28 protein-coding genes are annotated in these 23743 nt (G+C 70.2%); 11 read left to right on the plus strand and 17 right to left on the minus strand.

Translation table 11 applies throughout. The annotated features are described in order from the left end of the window. Positions 1-144 precede the first annotated feature (144 nt). Positions 145-570 carry a D-aminoacyl-tRNA deacylase gene (gene dtd / locus ABD932_RS06425; RefSeq protein WP_345009482.1) on the plus strand — a complete coding sequence of 142 codons (426 nt, stop codon included), beginning with the start codon at positions 145-147 and terminating at the stop codon, positions 568-570. A gap of 16 nt (positions 571-586) precedes the next feature. On the opposite strand, the gene ygfZ is transcribed toward dtd, so the two are convergent. From ygfZ to ABD932_RS06455, 6 genes are all read right to left on the minus strand, one after another. Beyond that, the gene (gene ygfZ, locus ABD932_RS06430; RefSeq protein WP_345009484.1) at positions 587-1552 is read right to left on the minus strand and encodes a CAF17-like 4Fe-4S cluster assembly/insertion protein YgfZ; all 966 of its coding nucleotides are present in this window, start codon (positions 1550-1552) and stop codon (positions 587-589) included. A 10-nt stretch (positions 1553-1562) separates the two neighbouring features. After that, positions 1563-2024 (minus strand): Fur family transcriptional regulator, encoded by a 462-nt coding sequence (locus ABD932_RS06435; RefSeq protein WP_345009486.1) that lies wholly within the window; start codon positions 2022-2024, stop codon positions 1563-1565. A 32-nt stretch (positions 2025-2056) separates the two neighbouring features. Further along, positions 2057-2632, minus strand: a complete 576-nt coding sequence (locus ABD932_RS06440; protein ID WP_345009489.1) for a heme-binding beta-barrel domain-containing protein — start codon at positions 2630-2632, stop codon at positions 2057-2059. 226 nt (positions 2633-2858) lie between these two features. Next, on the minus strand, positions 2859-3719 hold the full coding sequence (locus ABD932_RS06445; RefSeq protein ID WP_345009491.1) for a hypothetical protein: 861 nt from the start codon (positions 3717-3719) through the stop codon (positions 2859-2861). Beyond that, a complete protein-coding gene (locus ABD932_RS06450; protein WP_345009493.1) occupies positions 3716-4624 on the minus strand; it encodes a hypothetical protein in 909 nt (302 codons plus the stop codon). The genes ABD932_RS06445 and ABD932_RS06450 overlap by 4 nt, the downstream gene beginning before the upstream one ends. Next, positions 4621-5373 carry a hypothetical protein gene (locus ABD932_RS06455; RefSeq protein WP_345009495.1) on the minus strand — a complete coding sequence of 251 codons (753 nt, stop codon included), beginning with the start codon at positions 5371-5373 and terminating at the stop codon, positions 4621-4623. The genes ABD932_RS06450 and ABD932_RS06455 overlap by 4 nt, the downstream gene beginning before the upstream one ends. Before the next feature lie 132 nt (positions 5374-5505). Here ABD932_RS06455 and ABD932_RS06460 point away from each other — a divergent pair, with 132 nt between their 5' ends. After that, entirely contained in the window at positions 5506-5868 is a 363-nt protein-coding gene (locus ABD932_RS06460) for a DsrE family protein (RefSeq protein ID WP_345009497.1), read from the plus strand. Here ABD932_RS06460 and ABD932_RS06465 read toward each other — a convergent pair. The 9 genes from ABD932_RS06465 to ABD932_RS06500 form a co-directional block, all read right to left on the minus strand. Beyond that, positions 5862-6248 (minus strand): VOC family protein, encoded by a 387-nt coding sequence (locus ABD932_RS06465; RefSeq protein ID WP_345009499.1) that lies wholly within the window; start codon positions 6246-6248, stop codon positions 5862-5864. The genes ABD932_RS06460 and ABD932_RS06465 overlap by 7 nt on opposite strands. A gap of 9 nt (positions 6249-6257) precedes the next feature. Beyond that, complete coding sequence (locus tag ABD932_RS06470) at positions 6258-6518, minus strand: DUF3099 domain-containing protein (protein WP_345009501.1); 261 nt, start codon at positions 6516-6518, stop codon at positions 6258-6260. A gap of 89 nt (positions 6519-6607) precedes the next feature. Beyond that, positions 6608-6898 (minus strand): DUF1416 domain-containing protein, encoded by a 291-nt coding sequence (locus tag ABD932_RS06475; protein ID WP_043502058.1) that lies wholly within the window; start codon positions 6896-6898, stop codon positions 6608-6610. Positions 6899-6971: 73 nt separating this feature from the next. Next, positions 6972-7811: a sulfurtransferase gene (locus ABD932_RS06480; protein ID WP_345009505.1), complete on the minus strand. Its 840-nt coding sequence runs from the start codon at positions 7809-7811 to the stop codon at positions 6972-6974. Positions 7812-7938: 127 nt separating this feature from the next. After that, the gene (locus tag ABD932_RS43925; RefSeq protein ID WP_370260121.1) at positions 7939-8043 is read right to left on the minus strand and encodes a putative leader peptide; all 105 of its coding nucleotides are present in this window, start codon (positions 8041-8043) and stop codon (positions 7939-7941) included. A gap of 174 nt (positions 8044-8217) precedes the next feature. Then, positions 8218-8955, minus strand: coding sequence for an LmeA family phospholipid-binding protein (locus ABD932_RS06485; RefSeq protein ID WP_345009507.1), 738 nt, complete (start codon positions 8953-8955; stop codon positions 8218-8220). Between the two features lie 273 nt (positions 8956-9228). After that, positions 9229-10479, minus strand: coding sequence for a hypothetical protein (locus ABD932_RS06490; protein WP_345009509.1), 1251 nt, complete (start codon positions 10477-10479; stop codon positions 9229-9231). Positions 10480-10481: 2 nt separating this feature from the next. Continuing rightward, positions 10482-10736 carry a MoaD/ThiS family protein gene (locus ABD932_RS06495; protein ID WP_345009511.1) on the minus strand — a complete coding sequence of 85 codons (255 nt, stop codon included), beginning with the start codon at positions 10734-10736 and terminating at the stop codon, positions 10482-10484. 37 nt (positions 10737-10773) lie between these two features. Then, complete coding sequence (locus ABD932_RS06500; RefSeq protein WP_345009513.1) at positions 10774-11643, minus strand: alpha/beta hydrolase; 870 nt, start codon at positions 11641-11643, stop codon at positions 10774-10776. Between the two features lie 172 nt (positions 11644-11815). On the opposite strand from ABD932_RS06500, the gene ABD932_RS06505 reads away from it, so the two are divergent. The 8 genes from ABD932_RS06505 (at position 11816) to ABD932_RS06540 (ending at position 19327) form a co-directional block, all read left to right on the plus strand. After that, a complete protein-coding gene (locus ABD932_RS06505) occupies positions 11816-12595 on the plus strand; it encodes a winged helix-turn-helix transcriptional regulator (RefSeq protein ID WP_345009515.1) in 780 nt (259 codons plus the stop codon). Positions 12596-12722: 127 nt separating this feature from the next. Continuing rightward, positions 12723-13745, plus strand: a complete 1023-nt coding sequence (locus tag ABD932_RS06510) for a LacI family DNA-binding transcriptional regulator (RefSeq protein ID WP_250092773.1) — start codon at positions 12723-12725, stop codon at positions 13743-13745. A 142-nt stretch (positions 13746-13887) separates the two neighbouring features. Further along, on the plus strand, positions 13888-14955 hold the full coding sequence (locus ABD932_RS06515; protein WP_345009519.1) for a S1C family serine protease: 1068 nt from the start codon (positions 13888-13890) through the stop codon (positions 14953-14955). A 25-nt stretch (positions 14956-14980) separates the two neighbouring features. Then, positions 14981-15169 (plus strand): hypothetical protein, encoded by a 189-nt coding sequence (locus tag ABD932_RS06520; RefSeq protein ID WP_126393197.1) that lies wholly within the window; start codon positions 14981-14983, stop codon positions 15167-15169. Positions 15170-15268: 99 nt separating this feature from the next. Then, positions 15269-16006 carry a response regulator transcription factor gene (locus ABD932_RS06525; RefSeq protein WP_345009521.1) on the plus strand — a complete coding sequence of 246 codons (738 nt, stop codon included), beginning with the start codon at positions 15269-15271 and terminating at the stop codon, positions 16004-16006. Next, on the plus strand, positions 16003-17499 hold the full coding sequence (locus tag ABD932_RS06530) for a HAMP domain-containing sensor histidine kinase (RefSeq protein ID WP_345009522.1): 1497 nt from the start codon (positions 16003-16005) through the stop codon (positions 17497-17499). The genes ABD932_RS06525 and ABD932_RS06530 overlap by 4 nt, the downstream gene beginning before the upstream one ends. Before the next feature lie 78 nt (positions 17500-17577). Further along, positions 17578-18009, plus strand: coding sequence for a hypothetical protein (locus ABD932_RS06535; RefSeq protein ID WP_345009524.1), 432 nt, complete (start codon positions 17578-17580; stop codon positions 18007-18009). Positions 18010-18439: 430 nt separating this feature from the next. Then, complete coding sequence (locus ABD932_RS06540) at positions 18440-19327, plus strand: hypothetical protein (RefSeq protein ID WP_345009526.1); 888 nt, start codon at positions 18440-18442, stop codon at positions 19325-19327. Between the two features lie 51 nt (positions 19328-19378). On the opposite strand, the gene ABD932_RS06545 is transcribed toward ABD932_RS06540, so the two are convergent. Both ABD932_RS06545 and ABD932_RS06550 read right to left on the minus strand, forming a co-directional pair. Further along, entirely contained in the window at positions 19379-19735 is a 357-nt protein-coding gene (locus tag ABD932_RS06545; protein ID WP_345009528.1) for a hypothetical protein, read from the minus strand. Further along, entirely contained in the window at positions 19732-21132 is a 1401-nt protein-coding gene (locus ABD932_RS06550) for a serine/threonine-protein kinase (RefSeq protein WP_345009530.1), read from the minus strand. The genes ABD932_RS06545 and ABD932_RS06550 overlap by 4 nt, the downstream gene beginning before the upstream one ends. Before the next feature lie 164 nt (positions 21133-21296). Between ABD932_RS06550 and ABD932_RS06555 the strand changes: the two genes are divergently transcribed. Continuing rightward, complete coding sequence (locus ABD932_RS06555; protein WP_345009532.1) at positions 21297-23375, plus strand: pectinesterase family protein; 2079 nt, start codon at positions 21297-21299, stop codon at positions 23373-23375. Positions 23376-23743 lie beyond the last annotated feature (368 nt).

The raw sequence follows: 23743 nt of genomic DNA on the forward strand, positions 1-23743 counted from the left end.
GGTGCCATCCCAACTGGCCGCTATGTGACCGAGTGCCCACGAACAGCCCCAGATGGGGGGTTAAGGATCCAAAAAGAGGCCCCCAAAGGGGTCTCCATCCGGGCCCTCACCAGGCCACTCCGCGCACACGGCATGATGGGCGGCATGCGAGCTGTGGTGCAGAGAGTGGACGGCGCGAGCGTCGTCGTGGACGGCGAGACGGTCGGGGAGATCACCGGCGAGGGCCTGTGCGTGCTCGTCGGCGTCACCCACGAGGACACCAAGGAGAAGGCGGCCCAACTCGCCCGCAAACTCTGGTCGATCCGCATGCTGAACGACGAGAGGTCCTGCAGCGACATCGACGCCCCGCTCCTCGTCATCAGCCAGTTCACCCTCTACGGCGATGCGCGCAAGGGCCGTCGGCCCACCTGGAACGCCGCCGCCCCCGGCGACGTCGCCGAGCCGCTCGTCGACGAGGTCGTCGCCCAACTCCGCGCCCTCGGCGCGACGGTGGCCACGGGCCGGTTCGGCGCGAAGATGCGGGTGGCACTGACGAACGACGGACCGTTCACCGTGCTCGTGGAGATCTAGCCGCGCCACCGCGACCTCAGGGCTCGACCACGACCTCCTGCGCCGCCGCCGTCGTGTCCGCCACCAACCGCGCGTCCAGCGGCACGTTCCGCTTCACCAGCGCGAGCGCGACCGGACCGAGCTCGTGGTGGCGTACGGACGTCGTGATGAAGCCGATCTTCCGGCCGTCGGGGCCCTCGTCCGCGAGGTGGATCTCGGTGCCGTGGGGCGGGAGGTGGACCTCGCTGCCGTCCAGGTGGAGGAAGACCAGGCGGCGCGGGGGCTTGCCCAGGTTCTGGACGCGGGCGACCGTCTCCTGGCCCCGGTAGCAGCCCTTCTGCAGGTGCACCGCGGTGCCGATCCAGCCCAGCTCGTGCGGGATGGTGCGGTGGTCGGTCTCGAAGCCGACGCGCGGGCGGTGGTGCTCGACGCGGAGGGCTTCGTACGCCAGGATCCCGGCCGCGGGGCCGGCCTCTTCCGCGTACGACTCCAGGTCCGCCCGCGGGACGAACAGATCGCGGCCGTACGCCGTCTCGCGTACGACGGCGCCCTCGGGCACGTCGGCGATGGACCCGGCGGGCAGGTGCACGACCGCGAACTCGTCGGTGCGGTCGGCGACTTCGACCCGGTAGAAGAACTTCATCGACTCCAGGTACGCGATCAGCGCGTCCTGGGAGCCGGGCTCGACATGGGCCCAGGCCGTCGCCCCGTCGTCCACGAGATACAGCGCGTGCTCGATGTGGCCGTGCGCGGAGAGGATCAGCGCCTCGGTGGCCTCGCCGGTCGGCAGGTCGCTGACGTGCTGGGTGAGCAGCAGATGCAGCCAGCTCAGCCGGTCCTCGCCGGAGACGGAGACGACTCCGCGGTGCGAGAGGTCGACGAATCCGATGCCGTCGGCGAGGGCGCGCTGCTCACGGAACAGATCGCCGTAGTGGGCGGCGACGCCTTCGTCCACGCCCTCGGCGGGCACGGCGCCGGGCAGGGTCAGCAGGGGGCTCTTCATGGGCACAAGCCTACGACTCGGTAGTTGAAGTCTTGGCGTTCGAGGTCTTCGCCGAACGGTCCGCACAGTCCGTGCACCGACCGAAGATCGCGAAGTGCTTCATGTCCGTGTCGAACCCGAAGGTCTGGCGCAGTTTGGCCGTGAACTCCGCGGCCACCGACAGATCGGCCTCGATCACGTTCGTGCAGTCGCGGCACACCAGGTGGATGTGGTGGTGCCGGTCGGCGAGGTGGTACGTCGGCGCGCCGTGCCCCAGGTGGGCGTGGCTGACCAGCCCGAGCTCCTCCAGGAGCTCCAGGGTCCGGTACACGGTGGAAATGTTGACCCCCGACGCCGTCTTCCTCACTTCCACGAGGATGTCGTCGGGGGTCGCGTGCTCAAGGGTGTCCACGGCTTCGAGCACGAGTTGCCGCTGCGGCGTCAGCCGGTAGCCGCGCTGCCTGAGGTCGCTCTTCCAGTCGGTGCTCACCACACCGACGAGTCTAGAGCCACTCGGTCGGCTGCCTACTTGAAGAAGGCGATGCCGTCGTCCGGCATATCGTCCGGCAGGGCCTTGGCCCAGCGCTCGACGTCCTCCGGGGTGACGACCTTCTTCAGGTGCGCCGACATGTAGGGGCGCAGCTCGACCTCGGGGGTCTGCTTCTCGCCGACCCACATCAGGTCGCTCTTGACGTAGCCGTACAGCCGCTTGCCGCCGCTGTACGGGCCCGAGGCGGCCGTGCGCGCCACCGCGTCCGTGACCAGGTCGATCTGCGGCTTCTTGGCGGCCAGCTCGCCGTACCAGATCTCGACGACGCCGTCGTCGCGGACCATCGTGACCTCGACCTTGCGGTCGGCGTCGATGCGCCAGAAGCCGTGCTCGGACTCCAGCGGCCGGACCTTGTTGCCGTCGTTGTCCAGCACCCAGGTGTGGGACTGGTACTCCAGGAAGTCCCGGCCGTCGTGGGTGAAGGTGACCTCCTGCCCGAAGTTGCACTTCTCGGCACCGGGGAAGTCGTGCACGCCCGCGCCCGCCCAGTTGCCGAGCAGGAAGGCGAGGGGGACGAGGTCCTTGTGCAGGTCGGACGGAATCTCGATCATGAGCGGCGGTTCCTAGATATGGGTCAGCGCTGGCCCTGGTACAGCTTCTTCACGGTCAGTCCGGCGAAGGCGAGGACGCCGACGCAGACCAGGACCAGCAGGGCTTCGAAGAAGATCTCCACGGGGTGCTCCTCGATTGAGCGGAGGTTGTGCGGTACGTACAGGGCCGGGCCCCAGCTTACGCGGCCGGGGCCCGGCCCTTTCTGTGAGGTACGCCCTCGCCGGGTCAGCCGAGCAGCTGGCTCTGGAGGATCACCGTCTGCTGGAAGGGGACGGCCTCGGCACCGCCCTTGCGGGACTGCACGACCAGCCCCAGTACGTCACCCGAGACCAGGTATGCCTGCCGGACCTGCTCGGCGCCGTACGGCTTCGCCTCGGCGTAGGCGTAGTGCCGTACGTCGACGACCTCGGCGTCCGTGGGGAAGTCCTCGTCGAGGTGCACCTCGGCGGCGCCGCGCAGGGCGTAGGTGGGCGAGTCGTAGTTGGTGAGGTGGTCCTGCTGGAGCACGTCCGCCACCTGGCCGGACCCGAACCGCAGCAGGTAGATCCGGGTGCGCGTGCCGTCCGGCATGGTCCAGCCGCGGGCTGCGATGTGCCGCAGGGCGTGGTCCGTGAGCAGCTGGGCGAAGGTGTCCCGGTCTTCCTCGGACTCGTACGCCGCCAGGAAGTCCTTCGTCGCCAGCCAGCCGTTGCGGCCACTCAGGGCCTCGTCGGCCTTGTCGGCCCTGGCCCCCTCGGGCACCGGCAGGAGCAGTTCGCGCAGGTCCGCGTGGTGGAGGGAGGCCGCGTTCTCCTCGGCGAACGGCGCGGGACTGCCCGAGGGCAGGGGCGGCCTGGTGATCTCCGGGTACGTCCAGCGCCCGTCCGTCTCGGTCGCGAGACCGGGTACGTCCGTGCGCTCCATCCGCGTGATGCCGTATGCGGTGGAGGCGCCGACGGCGGCGAAGACGGCGACGGCCGCGGTCCACCGCAGGACGGCGCGCAGGACGCGGCGGTCCTTCTTCACCGGGGGAACGGCGGGATCGGCCTGCGGCGGCGGAGGTATGTCGGCCACGGGCGCCGTGATGGTGTGCTGCTGCTCGGTCATATGGCCATCCCCGGGTCGTCGATGCGGTCGAGCTGTCGGGTGACGAACACCCCGATGCCGTTCATGTCGACCGGCCGACCGCCCGACGCGGTGAAGCTGATCAGCACGTCTCCCGAATAGGCCGCACAGAAGACCCGGTCGAGCCCCTCGTCCTCGCTCTTGGGCGTCAGGAAGCACTTGGCGTTCTTGTGGCCCTCGATCTTGGGGCCCGCGCGGAAGACGCCGAGGGCGGAGAAGAACTCGTTCTGGGACGTCGCGATGTCCCGTGCGGCGGCGCGGCTCTCCATCCGTGCCAGGACGACGCTGACGGAGAACGCCTCGTTGAAGTTGATCGCGCGGCGGGTCGCGTAGACGTAGCTGCGCATCGCCATGCCCTCGACGCTCTGCTTGTCGATCTCCTTCTCCAGCAACCGGCGCTGGCTGCGGGGCAGGTCCCCGAGCGACTCCTTGCGCAGGGCCGTGGCCTGACGGCCGCTGAGTTCGGCGTCGGAGCCGAACTCTCCGAGGTCCGGGCCGCGGGTGTAGCCGTTCTCGTCGTACGGCAGCAGCATCCCGCGCAGCCCCGGGACCGCCTCCTTAGCCTTGTCACCGGCCACGGAGGGCTTGGGGAACTTCCAGGTCGGCGCGCCCGGATCACGGTCGGCGTGCTGGACGGTCACGACGGTGTAGCCGGCACCGCCGACGACGGCACCGAGCAGCAGGACGGCGCCGGCGAGGGCGGCGAGGCGCGAGCGGCGCGGGCGCTTGCGCTCGGGGCCCACGGGGCCGCCAGAAGGGCTGGCGGAACTCTCCGGACTCTCGGAGCCCTCCCGGGTCTCGGAACCCTGCGGGCTCTCGGAACCCTGCGGGCTCTCGGAGCTCTGCGGGCTCTCGGAGCTCTGCGGGCTCTCAGGTGTCTCGCTCACAGCCGTCCCATCTGCCGCTCGGCCAGATCCATGATCTTCTTCTTGGGGATCGGCTTGGTGTCATAGACCCAGATGTCCATCGCGATGTCGCCGCGCCAGGCGTGCGCCTCGGCCGAGTACAGCGGGAGGTAGCCGGCCTCCCGCTCCGGGGTGTCGTGCACATACGCCATGCCGTCGCCCGTGCCCGGAATGGACCAGCTGCGGGTGTCCGACTCCTCCTCGGCCCAGTAGTACGCGCCCTCGGCATTGGCGGCGGCCGCCAGGGTCTGTTCCTGGCGGTACTGCGTCAGGTGGATCGCGACGCTGTGCGTGCCGCCCACCCGCCAGCTCGCGACGGCGGCACGGCGGAACTCGTCACTGATGAGGTCACTGATGACCTCGTCCGGCTCCTCGTAGGTCTGCGCGTAGTCGGCCAGGTTGAGCCAGCCGTCCGTGCCCAGCTCGAACTCGGCGTCCCGCGCGCCCTTGGGCCGCTTGAGCAGCAGCTTGCGCAGATCGCCGTCGGTCTTCAGCCGACGGTCCTCGGCGGCGGACAGCGGCTCGACCTCGCCCTTGGCCTGCTCGACCACCGGCTGGGAGAGGGGCGGCAGCCTCGTGGGCTCGCGGTCGGCCTGTACGAGGTAGCCGGTGCAGGTCCCGGCGACGAGCCCGAGCACGACGGCGCCGGCGATCAGCAGCGCCGTACGCCCGCGACGGCGGGGCCGGGGCGCGACGGCCGGCTCTGGCGGCGCGGGCACCGCCGTGGGCACGGGCGCGGCCCCTGCTTCTTCAGGTACATCCAAGACATCCCCCACGGAACGTGAAGTGCGCACTCCGTATGCGCGCACAGGAGACCCGTGGTCAACGCCCCAGGTTGTAAGGGTGTTGATTACGATTCAGCCATGGCGAAGAAGCTCGTAATCAAGGTGACCGCGGGGGCCGACGCCCCCGAACGCTGCTCACAGGCGTTCACGGTCGCGGCGGTGGCCGTGGCGAGCGGTGTGGACGTCTCCATGTGGCTGACCGGCGAGTCCGCCTGGTTCGCGCTGCCGGGCCGCGCCGCCGAGTTCGAGCTGCCGCACGCCGCCCCGCTGCCCGACCTCATCGACTCGATCCTGGCCGGCGGCCGGCTCACCCTGTGCACGCAGTGCGCGGCCCGCCGGGACATCACGGAGAAGGACGTCATCGAGGGCGTACGGATCGCGGGTGCGCAGGTGTTCGTACAGGAAACGCTGGGGGACGAGACGCAGGCGCTCGTCTACTGAGACGGCTGGGTCCAGAGGCAGAAGGGGTGCCCGGCGGGGTCGAACAGCACGCGCACGTCGTCCTGCGGCTGGTACTCGGCGAGCGTGGCACCCTCGGCCATTGCACGCGCGGTCTCGCTCTCCAGATCGTCGACCTCGATGTCCAGGTGGAGCATCATCTGCTGGTCGCCGGGCTTCCTGGTGGGCCAGACCGGCCGGGTGTACCCGGGTTCGGTCTCGAAGGCCAGGGCCAGGCCCTCCGTGCCGGGCGGCGGGCCGATGAGCAGCCAGTCGGGCTCCTCGGCACGCACCTGGTAGCCGAGCAGCCGCAGGTAGAACCCGGCGAGGTCATGGGCGTCGTGCGCGTCCAGCACCACGGTGGACAGCCTCGTAGGCGACATGCACGTCTTCTACCGCGGCCGCTTCTTGCCGTCCAGCTCGTCCCACCACTCGTCGGACTTGGGGTCCCCGGAGGGATCGTCCCACCAGCGGTCCTCGGGCCCTCGGCGGTTGGCGATCATCGCGGCGACCGGAGGGATGACCATCGCCACCACGCACATCCCCACGGCCACCGGGACCGACCACATGCGTACGACGCCCCAGGCCAGGACGAACAGCGTGAGGCACGTGCCCATCATGGCGAAGTAGATGTGACGCCGCCGTGCGTACATACCTCAAGCGTAGGGCTCCGCACACGCCGAAGGGGCCGCACCCCGGGCGTCCAACCCATGGGATGCGGCCCCTCGGCCGACAAGTACCGTCAGACCGCGATCGCGACCTCGGCGAGCGCGCCCTTCTCGGCGACGACGACCGTGCGGTCGGCGGTGCCGCCGGGGACGAGCGCACGTACGGTCCAGGTGCCCTCGGCCGCGTAGAAGCGGAACTGGCCCGTGGCGGAGGTGGGGACCTCCGCGGTGAACTCGCCGGTCGAGTCCAGCAGACGGACGTAGCCCGTCACCGGCTCGCCGTCGCGGGTCACCTGACCCTGGATCGTGGTCTCACCGGGCTTGATCGTCGAGGCGTCGGGGCCGCCGGCCTTCGCTCCACACATGTCTTTCTCCAAGAGGGGTCTGACCGGAGGAAGGCCGGTCGGGATTGCGGGTCTGTTCGCTTACTGCCTGGTCTTACTTGTTGGCGCCGAGCTCGATCGGGACGCCGACGAGGCTGCCGTACTCGGTCCAGGAGCCGTCGTAGTTCTTGACGTTCTCCACACCGAGCAGCTCGTGCAGCACGAACCACGTCAGCGCGGAGCGCTCACCGATACGGCAGTAGGCGATGGTGTCCTTCGCCAGGTCCACCTGCTCCTCGGCGTAGAGCTCCTTGAGCTCGTCGTCCGACTTGAAGGTGCCGTCGTCGTTGGCGTTCTTCGACCACGGGATGTTGCGGGCGGACGGGACGTGGCCCGGACGCTGCGACTGCTCCTGCGGGAGGTGGGCAGGCGCGAGCAGCTTGCCGGAGAACTCGTCGGGCGAACGGACGTCGACCAGGTTCTGCGAACCGATGGCCGCCACGACGTCGTCGCGGAAGGCGCGGATGGCGGTGTTCTGCGGCTTGGCCTTGTAGACGGTCTCGGCGCGCTCCGGGACCTCCTCGACCAGCTCGCGGGCGTCCAGCTCCCACTTCTTGCGGCCGCCGTCGAGAAGCTTGACGTTCTCGTGGCCGTAGAGCTTGAAGTACCAGTAGGCGTAGGACGCGAACCAGTTGTTGTTGCCGCCGTAGAGGATCACCAGGGTGTCGTTGGCGATGCCCTTCGTCGACAGGAGCTTCTCGAAGCCCTCCTGGTCGATGAAGTCGCGGCGGACCGGGTCCTGCAGGTCCTTGGTCCAGTCGATGCGGATCGCGTTCTTGATGTGGTTCTTCTCGTAGGCGGACGTGTCTTCGTCCACCTCCACGATCGCGATACCGGGGTTGTCCAGGTTCTCCTGGACCCAGTCGGCGTCGACGAGGACGTCGCTGCGGCTCATGCTCTTCTCTCCTCCGGGGCAGTTGCGGCGGGGCGTGCGAGTGCGAGGGGGTGCGCGCGCTCGGACCGAGACGGCGCACCTGTGCCCTGGTCAGGGCGCGGGGAAACGCAGAAGTCGGAGCTTCCGCTCAGAAGGGGCGACAGAGCATGGCGGCGACGCGGCACAGGTCGACTGCCCGCCGCTTCGTGAGATCCGCCTGTCGCTTCATGGGCTCGATCGTAGGGACGGACATACGGGCGTGTCACCGGCGTGTCGCATACTGAGACGAGATTGTCCGCGATGCGGGATCGACTCACCGCGGACTGGGTCCCCACGCGGTTCGCGGGCCCGTGTATCGGCGATCACATCTACGGTGCGGACGGCGTCGTCTCGCCAGTCGGACACCCGGCGCCCGCCCGTCCCCGTACTACCCGGCGAGGCGGACGTTCGAACCCTTCACCGTGATCTCGACGCCGTCCTTCGCCGCCTGGACCTTGTCGAGCTGGATGCCGCCGGGGAGGCCGTCGATCTTCTGCTCGAAGTCGGTGATCGCGCGGACCCGGGACTCGGCGATGTCGACGCCGCCGAAGCTGGGCAGCGTGTCGGCCTGCACCCGCACGGTGTCGCCCTGGGCGGTGACCGAGCTGAGGACGTAGACCGGGTTCGGCATCTTGGTGCCGAGGACGGTGGCCTCGACGGCGACCTTGATCTTGCCGTTGCCGCCGTCCGAGAGACCGACGACGTTGGCGGTCACGCCGGGGGCGACCTGGGTGGGCTCGGACTTGGCGGTCTTCAGCAGCTCGGCGTAGGTGACGGACGCGGTGCCGGTGGCGGTGGCCGCGGTGGCGGAGCTGTAGTCGCCGGAGAACTCGACGCCCTTCATGTTCGCCGTGAGGTCGTCGATCCGGATCGTCCTGCCGTCGGCGCCGGTGGCGGCCTCGTAGTCCTTGATGCCGACCTCGACGTCGTCCAGGGAGCCGCTCACGACCTGGGTCAGGAACGGGAAGCCCTTGATGGACACGTCCGGGGCGGCGGCGAGGTTCTCGCTGGCCTGGAGCTTCCCGGCCGCCTCGTCCTCGGCGAACCCGACGGCGAGCCGGTCGGCCAGCACGAAGAGGCCGCCGAATATCACGACGAGGATCAGCAGTATCCGCAGGGCGCGCATGGTGTGGTGTTCCCCCCACATCGGTGGTCATCAACGACGGACGACGGTCGCGACGGGCGAGTGGCCGTCCAGCGCGAGGGTAACCCTGGGGTGGGGGTGACCGACGGATTGTCGATCACCTGTGACAGGGGGGCCCAGTCGTTTTTCGCCCCCGCCGCCCCTACCCGTCCCGTCCCTGGGGCTGCCGCCCCCAGACCCCCGCTACGGCCCTTAAAGGGCCTCGTCCTCAAACGCCGGACGGGCTGACCTTGCCTGGTCCGGCAAAACCCGGCCTCACGCCAGCGCCCGTCCCAGCACATACACCACCGGCGCCGCCGCAGCCAACGGCAGCGCAACGCCCGCCGTGAAGTGGACGAACCGCGACGGATAGTCGTAGCTCGCCACCCGGTGCCCGATCAGCGCACACGCAGCGGCTCCCGCCCCGAGCAGCGCCCCACCGGCACCCATCCCCGTCATCGCGCCCCCGGCAACCCCCGCACCCGCCGCCGCGAGCAACGAGACCACCACCGAGGCCACGGTCGGCAACGGCAACGCCCGCGCCAGCACACCCACGGCGACCGCCATCGCCCCCACGGTCACCGCGTCCGCCTCGGCCGCGAGATACCCGGCCGCGATGATCGCCAGCGCCGCCGAGGCGACCGTCGCCATCAGGCCGTACATCCGCTCGTCCGGATCGGCGTGCGACCGCAGCTGCAGGACCAGCGCCAACAGCACCCAGACACCCAGCGTCCCGAGGATCGCCGCCGGCGCCCGGTCGGCCACCAGCAGCGCCACGTCCGCCGTCACCGCACCCGCGAAGGCCAGCGCGATGCCCTGCCGGGCGGGCCACATGCCGTTCAGCCGGAACCAGCCCGCCGCGGTCACCGCCTGCAGGACGACGAGGGGCACCACGAGGGCGTACGGCCCCACCGCCGCCGATCCCGAGAGCAGCAGCCCCAGCAGCGCCGTGAGCGCGGCCGGCTGCATGCCCGGCTCGATGATCGGGGACCGGCCCTCCAGCCGGGCCCGCTGGGCGTCCGTGACACGGGAGTTGCCGGAAAGGGTGGCAGGGCCGTAGCCGGGGTCCTCACCGTCCGCGGGCTGCGCGTCCGTGCCGGAGCTCTGCTGCTGCGCGGGCGACGGGAACGGGGTCTGCGACTGGAACTGGGCCTGCGGCTGAGCCTGCGCGCGGGCCTGCCCCTGTGCATGGGCCTGCCCCTGCGGCACGCCGTCCCAGCCGCCGCTCTGATACCCGGCGGCGTCCCCCGCCCCCTGCGACGGCAGATACGACGTCTCCGCGGAAGCCGCAGCACCCGCAGGAGCCGCAGAGCCCGACGTCACCGGCGCGTGCACCTGCGTCTCCCAGGTCTGTCCCTGCCACTGCTGCGTGTACTGCTGGGCGGCCTGCGGATCGTCGTGCGTCTGCTGCCCGGGCCACGCCTGCGGGGCGGGCTGCTGGTACGGGTCGTACCCGTCGTACCCCTGCCCCTGATGCCCTTGGTGTCCCTGCTGTCCCTGGTGTCCCTGATACGGCTGGTCGCTCATCGTCACCCTCCTGCGAACGGCGGGAGCACCTCGACCGTGCCGCCGTCGGCCAGCCGTACCGTCTCATGTTCGCGGGTGCCCACGGGGTCACCGTCGACGAGGAACGAGCATCGCTGCAGGACGCGCACGAGTTCCCCGGGGTGTCGCTCGCGCACCGCGTCGAGCGCCTCGGCGAGGGTGACCGCGTCGAACGGCTCCTCGGCGATCCCGGCCGCGGCCTTCGCGGCGGCCCAGTAGCGCACCGTGACCTTTGGCATCCGGTTCCTCAATCGATCGGCTGTGTACCCCGTCAGGCTAGCCGCCCTGTGAGACGGCCCAGTGCCCGATGCGCTCCAGCAGGGCGTCGCCGGCCGCGTGCTCGGCGTGGCCCATGCCCGGCTCCAGCCAGAGTTCGCCGTGGTCACCGGCCGCCTGGGCCAGCATGCGGGGGTGGTCGAGGGGGAAGTAGCCGTCCCGGTCGCCGTGCACGATCAGCAACGGCGTGGGCGCGATCCTCGGGACCGCCTCCACCGGAGACATCGGCACCGGGTCCCAGTCCCGGTGGTGGATCCGGGTACGGAATCCGTAGCGGCCCACCAAACGCCCCTCCGGCCGGGTCACCAGCCAGTGCAGCCGGCGCATGTGAGGCGTACCCCGGTAGTACCAGCGCGCAGGCGCACTCACGGACACGACGGCGTCCGTATGCGCCCCGCGTGCAGGCGCCGTCTCACCGTTCTCGCCGTAGATCGCCGCGTGCCGCAGCACCACCGAGCCCCCCATCGAGAAGCCGACGGTCACCACGCGCGCGTGCCCGAGCCCACGCGCCCACCGCACCGCCGCCGCCAGGTCCAGCACCTCGCGGTCGCCGACCGTCGAGCGGCCGCCCGACGCGCCGTGCCCCCGGAAGGAGAACGTGACGACGGCCCCCTGCCGGGTGAAGGCCTCCGCCACGCGGCGGACGTGCGGCTTGTCCACGTCCCCGGTGAAGCCGTGGGCGACGACGAACACCAGATCACCGGCAGGTGGACGGGAGTTGTCGTATACGACCGCACCCGGGTCGTATACGGAATCGATCGTCACCCCGTCGTCGGTGTGCAGAAACGTCCGCATAGGTGTGCGTCTGGTCGTCTCAGAGTTCGGACGAACCGTCGATCGTGCCACATGACCTGCCGGACCGTTGCTCATGTGGGCTATTCTGCTGGGCAGAGGACTCGGGCAGCGTAGCCCCCGGGTCCTTTTGTGCTTTCGGAAGCGTTGTATACGACGCGGGAAACCGCAGGTGTACGGGGCCTTCGGGATCGCAGAGCAGTTCCGCACCGCAAAACGTCCTCGCAGGGACCGAGGAGGAACCAGACGTATGAGTTCTCTGCTGCTCCTGACCAATGCCCTCCAGCCGTCGACGGAGGTGCTCCCCGCACTCGGCCTGCTGCTGCATAACGTGCGCGTGGCGCCGGCGGAGGGACCCGCCCTCGTCGACACCCCCGGTGCCGACGTCATCCTCATCGACGGACGCCGCGACCTCCCGCAGGTCCGCAGCCTGTGCCAGCTCCTGCGCTCGACCGGCCCCGGCTGTCCTCTCATCCTCGTCGTCACCGAGGGCGGCCTCGCCGCCGTCACCGCCGACTGGGGCATCGACGACGTGCTCCTCGACAGCGCCGGTCCGGCGGAGGTGGAGGCCCGGCTCCGGCTCTCCATGGGCCGCCAGCAGATCGTCAACGACGACTCCCCCATGGAGATCCGCAACGGCGACCTGTCGGTCGACGAGGCGACCTACAGCGCGAAACTGAAGGGACGGGTCCTCGACCTCACCTTCAAGGAGTTCGAGCTCCTGAAGTACCTCGCCCAGCACCCGGGCCGCGTCTTCACGCGCGCGCAGCTGCTGCAGGAGGTCTGGGGCTACGACTACTTCGGCGGCACCCGGACGGTCGACGTCCACGTACGACGGCTGCGCGCCAAGCTCGGCCCCGAGCACGAGTCGCTCATCGGCACCGTACGGAACGTCGGTTATCGATTCGTTACTCCGGAGAAGATCGACCGGGTCGCCGAGGAGGCGAAGGCCAAGGCCGGCCAGGCAAAGCCGGAGGATGCGGACGAGGCGGACGCCCTGGACGGCATCGAGATCGGGGCCGAGGCATAGAAGGGCACGGCGGACGCTCGGGCGGGGCGTCACCGGCATCGCTTCCGCGCAGCGGAGTGACAGCCGGGCGACAGGGAAGCTCCTTCACGCCCTGCCCAGAGCGGGTCCATCCGCGTAGACTCCGCGCGTGGCCAAGGTGACTCGGGATGACGTGGCGCGGCTGGCAGGGACTTCCACTGCCGTCGTCAGCTATGTCATCAACAACGGACCCCGGCCGGTCGCCCCGGCCACGCGCGAGCGCGTTCTCGCCGCGATCAAGGAACTGGGCTACCGGCCCGACCGCGTCGCCCAGGCGATGGCCTCGCGGCGCACGGATCTCATAGGCCTGATCGTCCCGGACGCGCGCCAGCCCTTCTTCGGGGAGATGGCGCACGCGGTCGAGTGGGCCGCCGCCGAGCGCGGAAAGATGGTCCTCGTCGGCAACTCCGACTACGTCGGCGAGCGCGAGGTCCACTATCTGCGGGCGTTTCTGGGTATGCGGGTCTCCGGGCTGATCCTGGTCTCGCACGCGCTGAACGACCTGGCCGCCGCCGAGATCGAGGCCTGGGACGCCCGGGTCGTCCTGCTGCACGAGCGGCCGGAGGCCATCGACGACGTCGCCGTCGTCACCGACGACCTCGGTGGCGCCCAGCTCGCCGTACGCCACCTCCTGGAGCACGGCTACGAGTACGTCGCCTGTATGGGCGGCACCGCGGAGACGCCCGCGGTCGGCGACCCGGTCTCCGACCACGTCGAGGGCTGGCGGCGCGCGATGGCCGAGTCGGGGATCCCCACCGAGGGGCGGCTGTTCGAGGCGCCGTACAACCGCTACGACGCGTACCGCATAGCGCTGGAGATTCTCTCCGGGCCGAACCGTCCCCCCGCGATCTTCTGCTCCACCGACGACCAGGCCATCGGTGTGCTGCGGGCGGCGCGGGAGCTGCGGATCGATGTGCCGGGGGAGCTGGCTGTCGCCGGGTTCGACGACATCAAGGAAGCGGCGCTGGCGGATCCGCCGTTGACGACCATTGCTTCGGACCGGTCCGCCATGGCTCGGGCCGCGGTGGATCTGGTTCTCGATGACGGGCTGCGGGTTGCCGGGTCGCGGCGCGAGCGGCTGAAGGTGTTTCCTTCGCGGTTGGTCGCGCGGCGGTCTTGTGGGTGTGCCTGAGAGCTGAGGAGCTTCTCTGAGCGTTCTCTGAGAGGCACCGACTCGCTGCCAGAAGCGCCTTTACATCGGGCATACGAGCTTCTGCCGGGCTTCTCAGGGAGCACTCAGGAAGCTCTCATGGTGGGGCGACAAGCTCATTTCCATGACCGAGAGCTTCCGCCGCAGCGGCGACTACGAGAACCCCTACCAGGGCGCCCAGCAGCACGCCTCCTCCCCCGTGAACCCGGAATGGCCGCCCCCGCCGGCGTACCAGCCGCCGGCGCAGCAGGCGGGCGGCGAAGCCCCCACCGCTCTCCTCACCGAGCCCGTGGCCCAGCCGCCGAAGGCGCGGCGGCGCCGGCCCCGCGGTCCCGTCGCCCTCCTCGCGGCCGTGGCGATCGTCGCCGCGGCGATCGGCGGCGGTACGGCGTACGGCATCCAGGAGCTGACCGGCAACGACACCGTCGCCACCTCCAGCTCCACCAGCACCAACGTCGTCCCCTCCAGCCAGAAGGGCACGGTCTCCGGGGTCGCCAAGGCGGTCAGCCCGAGCATCGTCGAGATCAGCGCGGCCTCGAACGCCGGGTCGTCCACCGGCTCCGGCGTGATCATCACCAGTGACGGCGAGATCGTCACCAACAACCACGTCGTCTCCGGCGCCTCGCAGATCAAGGTGACGACCAGCGACGGCAAGGAGTACACCGCCGAGGTCGTCGGCACCGACAGCAGCAAGGACCTCGCGCTGATCAAGCTGCAGAACGCGTCCGGGCTGACGGTGGCCACCCTCGGCGACTCCAGCGGGGTGCAGGTCGGCGACGAGGTCGTGGCGATCGGCTCTCCCGAGGGCCTGACCGGCACCGTCACCAGCGGCATCGTGTCCGCGCTCAACCGTGACGTGACCGTCTCGACGGACGAGAGCCAGGGCCAGCAGCAACAGCAGCAGGGCGGCGGCGGATGGCCGTTCGAGTTCGGCGGTCAGGAGTTCAACGGCGACACCGGTTCGTCGACGACGACGTACAAGGCGATACAGACGGACGCCTCCCTGAACCCCGGCAACTCCGGCGGCGCGCTGATCGACATGAACGGCAACATCATCGGCATCAACTCGGCGATGTACTCGGCCGCCGGCTCGGGCTCGTCCGACGCGGGCAGCGTGGGCCTCGGCTTCGCGATCCCGATCAACACCGTCAAGGCCGACCTGGCGAAGCTGCGGTCGGGTTCGCAGAGCTGAACTCCCAAGACTGAAGGGGTACGTCATGATCCAGCAGGTTGAGCACACCGCGACCGGCGTCGGTCCCTCCGACCTCGCCCTGGCCCTCGCGGTGGCCGGCGCCCTGCACGCGCCGACCGCCCCGTCCCGGGCGCCGGAGCTGGCGACCGTCCGCCTGAGCGCGGGCCGCAGGGCGACCGCGTCCCGCAGCCGTCGCCGTACCGTACGAGGCTGAGACCGTACAAAACGAAAAACGTGCGAGGCTGAAGGCGTTCAAGCCCGCTCAGCCCTCCGTCCAGCCCCCTGACCCACCGCACCCGAGGATCCCGAGCCCATGAGCCCCGCCGATGGCGACCGTGACCCCCAGCGCATCCTGATCGTCGACGACGAGCCTGCGGTGCGCGAAGCACTCCAGCGCAGCCTCGCCTTCGAGGGGTACGACACGGAGGTCGCGGTCGACGGCGCCGACGCCCTGGAGAAGGCGACCGCCTACCGGCCCGAGCTGGTGATCCTGGACATCCAGATGCCCCGCATGGACGGCCTCACCGCCGCCCGCCGTATCCGCGGAGCCGGTGACACGACGCCGATCCTCATGCTGACCGCCCGCGACACGGTCGGCGACCGGGTGACCGGGCTGGACGCCGGGGCCGACGACTACCTGGTCAAGCCGTTCGAACTGGACGAGCTGTTCGCCCGGGTCCGCGCGCTGCTGCGGCGCAGCTCCTACGCGGCGGCGACCGGTGCGGGCGCGGCGGAGGAGGACGAGGCGCTGACCTTCGCGGACCTGCGCATGGACCTCGCGACGCGGGAGGTCACGCGGGGTGGGCGGCCGGTGGAGCTGACCCGTACGGAGTTCACGCTGCTGGAGATGTTCATGGCGCATCCGCGCCAGGTCCTCACCCGGGAGCAGATCCTCAAGGCGGTGTGGGGCTTCGACTTCGAGCCGTCGTCGAACTCGCTGGACGTGTACGTGATGTACCTGCGCCGCAAGACCGAGGCGGGCGGCGAGCCGCGGCTCGTGCACACGGTTCGGGGCGTGGGGTATGTGCTGCGACAGGGCGGGGCGGAGTGAGCAGGGTTCTACGCCGGTTCCGGTCGCTGCCGATCCGGGCGCGGCTGTCGATGCTGGTCGCCGCGGCGGTGGCGTTCGCGGTGGCGGCGGTTTCGGTCACCTGCTGGTTCATCGTGCAGGGGAAGCTGTACGAGCAGGTCAACGCCGACCTCAGGAAGATGTCGCAGCCGCAGCGGTACAGCCAGGTCGTGGAGCTCCTCAACGCCTGCCCCCAGAGCGTCCCGACCGACGAGACCTTCCAGACCGGCGGCAACGGCCTGCGGGCGCAGAGCACCTACATCCAGCTGGTCAAGGCTGACGGGACGCCCTGCGTCTCCTCCACCTCGGCGGGCACCGTCAAGGTCACCGACGCCGACAAGAACGTGATCAAGGACGCGGACGACACCACGGGGAACGTTCTCGAGGGGATCACCCGCAACGGCACCGACACGGACGGCAATGCCGTTCGGGTGTTCACCGTGCCGCTGGTCGTCAGCCAGGGGCCGGTGAGCCCGCCCCAGCTGTACCCCGACACCGCACTCCTCGTCGCGGTGCCGCTCAAGAACACCCAGTCCACCCTCAACGAACTCGCCCTCATCCTCCTCCTCGTCTCCGGCATCGGAGTCATCGGCGCCGGAGCGGCCGGCCTGGCCGTGGCCCGCGCGGGCCTCCGCCCCGTCGACAAGCTGACGGACGCCGTCGAACACGTGGCCCGCACGGAGGACCTGACCGTCCGCATCCCGGTGGAGGACGACGCCGAGGACGAGGTCGCCCGTCTCTCCCGCTCCTTCAACTCCATGAACTCGGCCCTGGCCAGCTCCCGCGACCTGCAACAGCAGCTCATCGCGGACGCCGGCCACGAACTCCGCACCCCCCTCACCTCCCTCCGCACCAACATCGAGCTCCTCACCCGCAGCGAGGAGACGGGCCGCCCGATCCCAGAGGCCGACCGCAAGGCCCTGCTCGCCTCCGTCAAGGCGCAGATGACCGAACTGGCCTCCTTGATCGGCGACTTGCAGGAACTGTCCCGCTCGGAGGGCCAGCGCGGTGAACGCGTCCAGGTGATCTCGCTGCAGGACACGGTCGAGGCGGCGCTGCGCCGCGCCCGCCTGCGCGGCCCCGAGCTGACGATCAGCTCCGACCTCCAGCCCTGGTACGTCCGCGCCGAACCGGCGGCGCTGGAGCGCGCGGTGGTCAACATCCTCGACAACGCGGTGAAGTTCAGCCCCGAGGCCGGCACGGTCGAGGTCGCACTGAACGACGGCGTCCTGACCGTCCGCGACCACGGCCCCGGCATCCCCGCCGACGAACTCCCCCACGTCTTCGACCGCTTCTGGCGTTCCCCCAGCGCACGGGCCCTGCCCGGCTCGGGCCTCGGCCTGTCGATCGTGGCCCGCACCGTAGAGCAGGCGGGCGGCGAGGTCACTCTGGCCCGAGCGGAGGGCGGCGGGACGGTGGCGACCGTACGACTGCCGGGGGCGCCGACGCCGCCGCCGGCGGAGCCGCAGCAGTAGTCACGTCTCACTCAATGCGGCCGGGAAGGAGATCCACTTCGCGGCCGTTTCCCCCTACGCTTGAGGCGAGGGGGAGCCATGTTGAAGAACTCGCTACCGAAGATCGTGCTGTGGACCACCCTGGGCCTCGTGTTCACGGCCGGTGCCGTCTCACTCCTCGCCCTGGCGGTGGTGTCGGCGTCGGATGACGGGCCCTCGGGAGGGGCCGGGTCGACCAGTTGGTACACCACGCGGCCGCCGGAGAGCACCGACAGTCCCCGCGGCACCGAGGAGCCGACCTCGGAACCGACGGAACCGGGGGCGACCCCGGTGACCGTGGTGACCCAGACCGTCGTCGCGGTTCCTTCGGGCGGTGGCAGCGACGGCCCCGGCGCCCTGATCACGGCCTTCGGCTCCCTCCTGAGCGGCGCCGCGGCGGTCGGCACGCTGCTCCACGCCGTCCATCTGAGCCGCCAGAACCGCAGCGCCGCGTCGACGGAGGACGACGCGAGGCGGGCGCCCAGTTCTTGACGGCGGCGAGGACGGACGTCCACGAGGTCGGCCTGAAGAAACTGATCACTCCGGGGCACCCCGAATCCCGGCGCGCCGTCGCTCTCAGGTCGGCCGAACGACCGAGCCGAGGGGGCAGTGGCAGGCGAGGCCTGGCTGTTCGGCCGAGGTGCAAGGGGTCGGGATGGCGGGAGAGTTGGGGTGCGGCGCCCGGCCCGACGCCCTCCCCGCCGGACCGGGCCGGGCGCCGGCGGGGAACATGTCCTGTGGAGCGGTGGCAGGCAAAGAGGGATAAAGACCGACAGGCAACCTCACCCACCTGTCAATGTACTGTCATCCGTACCTGCTCCCGACCCTACCCACCAGTTCTCTGCAACTCTTCGTGGCTGTCAGACAGGTGCCGGACGTACCCGTCGGCACCGTGCACAGCACACAGGAGTGAGCCACCCCCATGCGACTCATTCGCAAATCAATGCTCAGGAAGAGCGCCAGGAGCGGTGTCAAGAAGAGCGCCCTGATCACCGCCTCCACCGCCCTCGCCATAGCCGGCGTACTGACCGGCACCGGTTCCGCTCAGGCGGCCGGGAACGGGCCGGGCGGTGCGTCGAACATCCGGGGTACGGATCCCGGGAACACCGATCTGCTGATCGAGCGGCTCTGCAACCAGGAGCCGAGCCTGACCGGCGTCTACGGCGCCTACAACGTCGACACCGGCGAGTTCAAGACCCAGGACGAGTACCTGCGCGACGTCTTCGGGCTGTGGAAGCCGGCCGGGCCGTGGGAGCTGTTCCGCGGCTGGTGCGGTTACGCCGAGGCCTCGACCTGGTCCATCAAGGGCGAGACGGTCCGCACCTCCCCGTGGATCGGCAACCGCGGCTCGAAGGACGACAAGGAGACCTTCGTCAGCAGCTACAGCACCAAGACGTTCGCCAAGAAGAGCGTCGGCGGCACCATCAACCTCTCCCTCGCCAAGAGCATCTTCTCGGGCAGCGTGGGTGGCAGCGCCGGCTACGAGTGGGGCTGGGAGAAGACCTCGTCCTTCGAGCGGCGGAGCGAGAAGTCGATTCCGCCGTGCACCCAGGTCGCCGTGACCTGGACGCCGTACCAGCGCGTGGTGCGCGTGAACCCGATCTTCCAGGTCGAGGACTACCAGTGGAACAAGGGCGACGGCGACGTCACCACGCACACCTGGCGCGGCCGGGACGCGAGCTGGAAGACGATCTACTCGTACGGCTACTACATCGACGGCACCTCCGACAAGCTCCTCCCCAACGGCCAGCCCGACGGCCGTGAGGACAAGGTGGAGGAGAAGCTGGACCCCAACACCTGCGCCAAGTAGGCCCCTGGGGCCATTGCGGAGCGGGCTCGCGCCGAGCGGGTCCGCTCCGCATCACTGCCCCGGGCGGTCGCGCCTGAGCACCAGACCCGCAAACGCGGCGATGCTCGCGCCGAAGACCCCGGCCGCGAAACCGGGCGCATCGTGGTCCACCAGGTACTTCGTCAGCCAGAAGACGCCGGTGATGCCCGTGCCCGCGACCACCGCGCCGAAGATCCGGAAACGCACCTCGACCCGGTCCATCCAGCGCCGGTGCTCGTAGTCCGCCTCGATCTGGCGCAGCATCCGCTCGGCGCTGCCCGGCACGGCCGTCTCCCAGGCAGCGGCCTGCTGGTCCAGGGGGAGGTCCCGCCAGGAGCTCCTCGTCTCGCCGACCGGCCCCGGGTCGGGTGCGGGGGTGGAGTCGGTCATGCGGAGCCTCCCGGCGGGCGGGGTCCGGCAGCGGGTGGTGGGCCCAGCCGGCCGTAAGCCTCGTGCAGATACGCGTCCCGCGTCGGCGGCAGCGGCGGCACGGCGGTGCGGGGTCTCAGGAATACGGCGGCATCGGTGAGTCCCGCCACGAATGCGGGGCCTCTGCTCGGGGCGGCGCGGGGTTCGCGGGGCGCCGTCGTCGCACGGGGCGCCGTCGTCGCGCGTGCCGCCGCTTGCGAAGTCACCGGCCGGCGCAGGACGTTGGTCACGGCGGCGCCGACGAGAAACACCCACAGGCCGGGCAGCCACCACATGCCGTCCAGCGACGGCATTACATAGCCGATGAACACCGCCAGCAGCACGGTAGTCAGGGACGCGATGAGCAGGCCGGGCCAGGCCCAGCCGTCCGTCCCTGGCCCGGCGATGGCGTGGGTACTCCCGGGTGCACGCATGGCCGGTGCGCTCATGTCCGGCGGAGGTGACGCCGCCCACCCCGGGCTCATCCCGGGTCCCGCGCTGGGGGTCGGCGTCGCCGGGAGCCATGTGTCCGGCACCCCTTCCACCTCGGACAGCACAGCGGCCACTTCGTCCAGCGTCGGCCGTTCGGCCGGAGTCTTGCCCAGCATGCGCAGCAGCACGGGGGCGAGCGGACCGGCTCGGAACGGCTCCGCCGGCTCCTCGTACAGCACCGCATGGAGCACCGCGGGCGTGGTCGAGCTGTCGCGCAGGTTGAAGGGGCTGTGGCCCTGGACCGCCTCGTACAGGACGACGCCCAGTGAGAAGAGGTCCGCGGCCGGGGTCGGCCGGCCGCCGGTCACCAGCTCGGGTGCCAGGTAGCGGAGCGAGACGGAGGCGTCCGAGGCCGGCGTGCGCCCTGTCAGGTCCGGCTCGTCCAGCATGCTGGGGGCAAAGCCGAGGAGCAGGGTCCGCCCGCCCGTGTCGATGACGATCTCTTCCGGGGTCAGATTGCGGTACGTGACGCCCGCCGCATGCAGAGCGGTCAGCGCGTCGAGCACACCGAGCCCGATACTCGCCACGCGCCCCGGCGGCAGCGTCCCCGACTCCGACTCCCGTAGGACATCGCCGAGGGTGCGGGCGTCGGCGAGATACTCCATGACGACCCAGAGCCCGTCATCATCGGACAGCGCGTCGAGCACGTACAGGATGCGCGGACTGCGCTGATGCGCCAGCATCCGGATCATCCGCATCGCCCGCGCCCGTTTCGTGTCGTCCTCCGCCGACCCCGCGGGCAACAGGATCCTCCGCAGCAGCACAGTGGCGCCCAGCGCCTCGTCCTCGGCCACCCAGGTCATGTCGTGGCCGCCCGTTCCGATCCGGCCCGAGAGCCGGTAGCGCCCACCGACCAGCGGCTCGGCTTCCTCCGTGTTCCCCGCCACGTCCGCGCCCCCTCCGCTCGTCCACCGGCCGCCCCAACTCCCTTGTACATCCCCGGAGTCCCGCATCCGACACCCCCACCGAAAGGACTCCCACCCCGGCAACCTTTCCGCCCCCAGCGGCGACCGCCCCTCGGACCATCCCCCCGCACGGAACGGATCGCCGCATGACTGAGCAGCACAGCAAGGCCCGTCACCGCAGAAGCAGGACGGCCCTGGCGGTCGGGGTGCCGCTGGCCCTGACCGCCTCCGGCGTCCTCGCCTACGGCACTGACCTCGGTCTCCTCGGCTCCGGTGCCCAGCAGCGGGCGTCCGCCGCGACCGCCGCCGCCCCCGCCTGGGCCACCGCCGCCGCCGACGGGTTCGCCTCCGTCAACTCACTGGGGCAGAACGGGACTTACGGTGGGCGTGACGGTCAGATCGTCACCGTGAGGACGCAGGCCGATCTGGAGAAGTACGCGACGGCCACCGAGCCGTATGTCATCGTCGTGGCCGGGACGATCAACATGAACCCGGTCGGAAAAGAGATCAAGGTCCAGTCGGACAAGACCATCGTCGGGTCCGGGACGTCCGGGCACATCGTCGGCGGCGGGTTCTTCCTCGGCTCCGGCGTGCACAACGTGATCATCCGGAACCTGACCATCCGGGACTCGTACCAGGGCGTCTGGAACGACAAGGATCATGATTTCGACGCGGTCCAGATGGACGGCGCGCACCACGTGTGGATCGACCACAACGACCTGCGGCACATGGCCGACGGGCTCATCGACGTCCGCAAGGACAGCACGAACGTGACCGTCTCCTGGAACAAGCTGAGCCAGAACAACAAGACCTTCGGCATCGGCTGGACGGACAACGTCAAGACGGACATCACGGTCCACCACAACTGGTTCCGCGAGACCGAGCAGCGCAACCCGTCCACCGACAACGCCGCCCACGCGCACCTCTACAACAACTTCCTGGAGGACGTCGCCGGCACCGACATCAAGTCGTCCTACGGCAACTACTCGCGCGGGAAGACCGCCATGGTCCTGGAGAACTCCTACTTCCAGGGCATGACCAACCCCGTCATCAAGGACAGCACCGCGACGCTCGTCCAGCGCGGCAACGTCTTCTCGGGCACCAGTGGTCGTAACGAGAGCGGTGGTTCCGCGTTCGATCCGAGGTCGTACTACTCGTACTCGGCGGACGCGGCCGCGAACGTGCCGTCGGTCGTCAAGTCGGGTGCGGGGCCGCGGAGTTCGATCGGGACCACGGCGAGCAGCGGCACGGTGAGCACCAAGGCCGCGACCACCCTCACCGTCGCCAAGGACGGCTCCGGGCAGTACTCGACCGTGCAGGCCGCCGTCAACGCCGTACCGGCGAACAACCCCTCCCGCGTCGTCATCCAGGTCAAGCCGGGCACGTACCGCGAGGCCGTGACCATACCGGCGAACAAGCCGCACGTGACGGTCGTCGGGACCGGCGCCAGCCGCAAGGACACCGTCATCGTCGAGGGACACGCCGCCGGCATGACCAAGCCCGACGGCTCGGGGACGTACGGCACGCCCGGCAGCGCCACCCTCAGCGTCAAGGCCGACGACACCCAGTTGCGCAACCTCAGCGTCACCAACGACTTCAACGAGGGCGCGAACCAGTCCCTCTCCGGCCACCAGGCCGTGGCCCTGCTGACCCAGGCCGACAAGGTGTTCCTGGACAGCCTCATCGTCACCGGCGACCAGGACACCCTGGAGATGGAGACGGCCGCCAAGGGCGCCCTCGGCCGGGTCTACGTCAAGAACTCCTACATCCTCGGCAACGTCGACTTCATCTTCGGCCGCGGCACCGCCGTCATCGACCGGTCCGTCATCACGCTGCGCAAGCGCTGGGACGGCACGTCCGCCGGATACGTCACCGCGCCGAGCACCGAGGCCAACCGCAAGGGCATCCTCATCACCAACTCGACCGTCAACGGCGACGTGAGCAACGGCAGCTTCTTCCTCGGCCGCAACTGGCACCCCGGTGGCGACACGACCGTGGACCCGCAGACCACGGTCCGGGAGACGAACCTGAGCGCCGCGATCAAGTCCACCCCCTGGTCGGACATGGGCGGCTTCCCCTGGAAGGACGACCGCTTCGCCGAGTACAGGAACACCGGCGCGGGCGCGGGTTCCGCGAGCTCCAACCGGCCTCAGCTGACCGACGCCCAGGCGGCCGGGCAGGAGGTCGCCGACTGGCTGGGGAACTGGACGCCTACGGCTTCCTGAGGCCCTCACCGGCTCGCTCAGCAGCTGTCCAACCGGCCTCGCCCAGGAGCTGGGCGAGGCCGGTCCGCCGTCGGGCACCAAGCCGGGTCATCGAAAGCCCCGCGAAACACCAAGGGCAGACCAACGCTCGATCATGACTTCCCCGTACCCGTCCATGATTCAGCAACGCGAACGTTTATTTGAAGTTTCGAGCGTACGTTCCACCCTGTGAACTCCGACAGATCCGCCGGCTCACAGCCGGCCACCGCCGCTCACAAGCGGTTCGCTCTCCCCTCGCTCGCCCGCCGCGCACTCCTGCGGGCCGGGCTGACCGGGGCCGCGGCGCTGGGGACCACCGCCGCCCTCGGCACGGCCACCGCCTCCGCCGC

It is taken from the genome of Streptomyces shaanxiensis (assembly GCF_039537145.1).
GTDB lineage: Bacteria > Actinomycetota > Actinomycetes > Streptomycetales > Streptomycetaceae > Streptomyces > Streptomyces shaanxiensis.

What these genes read in the sequence shown, in the direction of transcription:
- ABD932_RS06460 (WP_345009497.1), top strand. Translation starts at nt 5,506, where the DNA reads ATGGCGAAGAAGCTCGTAATCAAGGTGACCGCGGGGGCCGACGCCCCC.
- ABD932_RS06445 (WP_345009491.1), bottom strand. Translation starts at nt 3,719, where the DNA reads ATGACCGAGCAGCAGCACACCATCACGGCGCCCGTGGCCGACATACCT.
- ABD932_RS06500 (WP_345009513.1), bottom strand. Translation starts at nt 11,643, where the DNA reads ATGAGCAACGGTCCGGCAGGTCATGTGGCACGATCGACGGTTCGTCCG.
- ABD932_RS06495 (WP_345009511.1), bottom strand. Translation starts at nt 10,736, where the DNA reads ATGCCAAAGGTCACGGTGCGCTACTGGGCCGCCGCGAAGGCCGCGGCC.
- ABD932_RS06440 (WP_345009489.1), bottom strand. Translation starts at nt 2,632, where the DNA reads ATGATCGAGATTCCGTCCGACCTGCACAAGGACCTCGTCCCCCTCGCC.
- ABD932_RS06555 (WP_345009532.1), top strand. Translation starts at nt 21,297, where the DNA reads ATGACTGAGCAGCACAGCAAGGCCCGTCACCGCAGAAGCAGGACGGCC.
- ABD932_RS06470 (WP_345009501.1), bottom strand. Translation starts at nt 6,518, where the DNA reads ATGTACGCACGGCGGCGTCACATCTACTTCGCCATGATGGGCACGTGC.
- ABD932_RS06515 (WP_345009519.1), top strand. Translation starts at nt 13,888, where the DNA reads ATGACCGAGAGCTTCCGCCGCAGCGGCGACTACGAGAACCCCTACCAG.
- ABD932_RS06490 (WP_345009509.1), bottom strand. Translation starts at nt 10,479, where the DNA reads ATGAGCGACCAGCCGTATCAGGGACACCAGGGACAGCAGGGACACCAA.
- ABD932_RS06520 (WP_126393197.1), top strand. Translation starts at nt 14,981, where the DNA reads ATGATCCAGCAGGTTGAGCACACCGCGACCGGCGTCGGTCCCTCCGAC.
- ABD932_RS06465 (WP_345009499.1), bottom strand. Translation starts at nt 6,248, where the DNA reads ATGTCGCCTACGAGGCTGTCCACCGTGGTGCTGGACGCGCACGACGCC.
- ABD932_RS06535 (WP_345009524.1), top strand. Translation starts at nt 17,578, where the DNA reads ATGTTGAAGAACTCGCTACCGAAGATCGTGCTGTGGACCACCCTGGGC.
- ygfZ (WP_345009484.1), bottom strand. Translation starts at nt 1,552, where the DNA reads ATGAAGAGCCCCCTGCTGACCCTGCCCGGCGCCGTGCCCGCCGAGGGC.
- ABD932_RS06505 (WP_345009515.1), top strand. Translation starts at nt 11,816, where the DNA reads ATGAGTTCTCTGCTGCTCCTGACCAATGCCCTCCAGCCGTCGACGGAG.
- ABD932_RS06475 (WP_043502058.1), bottom strand. Translation starts at nt 6,898, where the DNA reads ATGTGTGGAGCGAAGGCCGGCGGCCCCGACGCCTCGACGATCAAGCCC.
- dtd (WP_345009482.1), top strand. Translation starts at nt 145, where the DNA reads ATGCGAGCTGTGGTGCAGAGAGTGGACGGCGCGAGCGTCGTCGTGGAC.
- ABD932_RS06485 (WP_345009507.1), bottom strand. Translation starts at nt 8,955, where the DNA reads ATGCGCGCCCTGCGGATACTGCTGATCCTCGTCGTGATATTCGGCGGC.
- ABD932_RS06525 (WP_345009521.1), top strand. Translation starts at nt 15,269, where the DNA reads ATGAGCCCCGCCGATGGCGACCGTGACCCCCAGCGCATCCTGATCGTC.
- ABD932_RS43925 (WP_370260121.1), bottom strand. Translation starts at nt 8,043, where the DNA reads ATGTCCGTCCCTACGATCGAGCCCATGAAGCGACAGGCGGATCTCACG.
- ABD932_RS06480 (WP_345009505.1), bottom strand. Translation starts at nt 7,811, where the DNA reads ATGAGCCGCAGCGACGTCCTCGTCGACGCCGACTGGGTCCAGGAGAAC.
- ABD932_RS06545 (WP_345009528.1), bottom strand. Translation starts at nt 19,735, where the DNA reads ATGACCGACTCCACCCCCGCACCCGACCCGGGGCCGGTCGGCGAGACG.
- ABD932_RS06540 (WP_345009526.1), top strand. Translation starts at nt 18,440, where the DNA reads ATGCGACTCATTCGCAAATCAATGCTCAGGAAGAGCGCCAGGAGCGGT.